This is a genomic window from Kitasatospora sp. NPDC059571 (genome assembly GCF_042735675.1).
Classification (GTDB): domain Bacteria; phylum Actinomycetota; class Actinomycetes; order Streptomycetales; family Streptomycetaceae; genus Kitasatospora.
Window position 1 is genome coordinate 1 of the sequence record NZ_JBHWBW010000691.1, and the last position, 2,874, is coordinate 2,874.

The 2,874-nt window shown below is 73.8% G+C and carries 4 protein-coding genes; all 4 read right to left on the reverse strand.

The genetic code is table 11. The features are described from left to right. Window positions 1-247: 247 nt before the first annotated feature. On the reverse strand, window positions 248-1,009 hold the full coding sequence (locus ACFV0G_RS37875) for an SDR family NAD(P)-dependent oxidoreductase (RefSeq protein ID WP_380557935.1): 762 nt from the start codon (window positions 1,007-1,009) through the stop codon (window positions 248-250). Between the two features lie 98 nt (window positions 1,010-1,107). Next, window positions 1,108-1,611: a cupin domain-containing protein gene (locus ACFV0G_RS37880; protein WP_380557938.1), complete on the reverse strand. Its 504-nt coding sequence runs from the start codon at window positions 1,609-1,611 to the stop codon at window positions 1,108-1,110. Between the two features lie 85 nt (window positions 1,612-1,696). Further along, on the reverse strand, window positions 1,697-2,155 hold the full coding sequence (locus ACFV0G_RS37885; RefSeq protein WP_380557941.1) for a GreA/GreB family elongation factor: 459 nt from the start codon (window positions 2,153-2,155) through the stop codon (window positions 1,697-1,699). Between the two features lie 37 nt (window positions 2,156-2,192). After that, window positions 2,193-2,874 (reverse strand): family 1 encapsulin nanocompartment shell protein (locus ACFV0G_RS37890; RefSeq protein WP_380557944.1); only part of this gene is annotated, 682 nt, incomplete at its 5' end.

The window sequence follows — 2,874 nt, forward strand, 5'->3', positions numbered from 1 at the left end:
GCCAGCTGTTCGACGAGAACCATGCCTTCACCTCCTCCGTCACGTCATCAATCACGGCTGCTGCTTGACTCAATAGCCCCCTGAGATGTCTCTCAGGCCCCGGCTGGCCACTCCGCCGATCTTGACGCCCCCTTGTCGGGCTGCACCGCGTTCCTGACACCTCCCTGACGCCACCCCGTGCCGATCCGACCGCCCCGACGCTGCCCGGCGGGGGTCGCGTTGCGTCCGGCGGGCCGTCGGGCGGCCGTCAGTCCGCGACGGCTCCGCAGGTCATGTTGACCGACGCGGCGGTGATGCTCGCGGCACGGTCCGAGGCGAGGAACGCAGCGACGTTGCCGACGTCATCGAGGGTCGCCGCCCGGCCGAGCATGGTCTTGCGCACGATCATCGCGGTGATCGCCTCCCGGCCCGGCTCCGCCGCCGGGATGGTGTCCGGGATTCCGCCGGTGTGCAGGGTCACCACCCGGATGCCGTGCGGGCCGAGTTCGGCGGCCAGCTGGCGGCGCAGCGTGCCCATCGCCTCCAGCGCCACCTGGAAGCCGCCGATGAAGTAGTCCCGGATCGGTTCGCGGCCGCCGTCCCCGCCGAAGGTCAGGATCACTCCTGATCCCGCGGGGACCATGTGCCGGGCGGCCGCCCGCGCGGTCAGGAAGAGCGAGCGCACGGCGTTCACCACCGGGCGTTCGAACAGCTCCGGCGACATCTCGGCCAGCGGGGTGCCGTGCACGTCCCCGAACGAGATCAGGTCGAACGAGATGTCGATCCCGCCGAACCGCTCGGCCACCATGTCGGCGTGCCGGTCCACGGCCGCCTCGTCGAGCGCGTCCAGCACGGCCGTTTCGGCGGCACCGCCCGCGGCACGGATCTCGTCGGCCACGCGGTCCAGACGTGCCCGGGTACGGCCCACCAGGTGCACCCGCGCGCCCTCGCGGGCGAAGGCCCGCGCCACGGCGCTCCCGATCGCCCCGCCGCCGCCGTAGATCACGGCGTTCCTGTCCGCCAACAGCATCCGGCACCCTCCTCGGTCCGTGCCCCTCCAGGAGACCCGTCCGTGCGGACGCCGCCACGGAGGCCGTACCGGCGCATCCGGGTGAATCGGTCGCCCTCTCAGCCGGGTCCGGCCGCGCGGCAGTACCGGCGGATCAGCTCCTCGTGGCCGGGGAACCGCTGCAGCAGGTCCTCCACCCGACCGAGGGTCATGTCGGCGTAGTCGAACCCCGGCACCACCGCCTCGCTGATCAGCCCGTGGTCCCCGGCGGTCAGGTGGGAGGCCTTCCAGACACCGCCGGGGACGGCGAGACTGAGGAGCTGCCCCCGGTCCGGCTCCTGGCCGAGCACGGCGGTCTCCGCGCGGCCGTCCGGGTGGAGCAGGTGGTACGTGATCGGGTCGCCGTGGTGGTGGAAGTGCAGGATGTCGGACTGGTTGAGGTGCCAGTGCCCGACCGGCGACCAGTGGGTCAGCAGGTAGTGGATGGACGTGACGGTGTAGCGGTCACCACCCGGCGTGGGCACCTGCGCACGGTGGTCCGCCTGGAACGTCCGCCGGAAGTACCCGCCCTCGACATGCGGTTCCAGCCCCAGCCACTCGATCCACTGCTGCGCCGTCGCCATGGCACCCTCCTCGCTCGGTGCTCCGATTCTCCCCCCCGCACCGGCGCTCCCTCGACGAACAGGGTCGCACGGCCCTGCTCGGCCGTCAGGTGATGGAGTCCACCGTTGCGCTCGCGGAGCCCTCCGGAGTGTCGTAGTGGACCGTCTCGCCGGGGCGGCGGCCGAGGAGGGCGCGGCCGAGGGGGCTGTCGGCGGTGACGGAGGTCTGTTCCAGCTCGTTGGCGACCTCGCCGATCTGGACCGTCTCGGTGGTGCCGTCGGCGAAGCGGACGGTGACGGTGCTGCCCACGCCGACCGCGTCGGTGCGGGGGCGGCCCGCGAGGTCCGCCTGGTGGAGGCGCGTGGTGATCTCGGCGATCCGGGCGTCGAGGCGGGCCACCTCGCTGGCGCGCTGGAGTTCGTCGGCCTGGTCGGCCCGGTCCCCCGCCGAGTCCGTGACCTGCAGGGTCTCGGCGACGCTCTCGCGTTCCGCCTGCAGGTCGCCGAGCTCCTGCGCGAGCGCCCGGCGCGCCTCCGGGCTGATCGGTTCGGGTTCGCCGTTCATTGCTGCTCCTGTGGTGGTGGCGGGCCGGGCCGAGGGGTCACGCGGTCATCGCCACGACCGCCTCGTCGGTGTACGTGAGGAAGGTCAGGGTCTGACGGAAGTACAGCTCGATCTGCGCCGCGTCGTGCGCGGTGTACCCGATCGCCAGGTCCTCGCCGAGCCGCAGTTCGTAGTCCCCGCCGCGGGTGGACAGCAGGAAGGCGCCCTCCAGCGCCGGGGCCCAGAGCAGGCGGCCGTCGAGCATGCGGTCGATGTGCGCCGCCACCGGATAGCCGTGGTCGGACGTCTCGCTGACGGCGGTGTAGGCGTCGGCGCCCAGCAGCAGCGCGTACGGTCCGCCGACGCCGGCGAGGCGCAGCGTCGACAGCGCGTGGCTGATGGCGTCCGGGTAGTCGTGCGGCTCGGCCGGCAGCGTGAGCACCGGGTGGGAGCTGCGGCTGCGCAGGCCGTCGATGCCGGCGGCGGCGTAGCCGTCGAAGACGGCCCGGTCCTCGGCGAAGGCCATGGCGCGTGCGGCGTCCTTGACGGGCTGCCAGTCGGAGTCCTTGGAGCCGCGTTCGACGTCGTCGACCGCGTCCCGCGCGACCTTGAACGGCACCCGCAGTTCGACCAGCGGCGGGGGCCCGGGCCGCCCGGGCCCCGCCCCCGGGGCGGGGGGGGCGGCCGCCGGCCCGGGGGGCGGGGCGCCCCCGCCCGGGCCCGCGCCCGGGCGGGGCCGG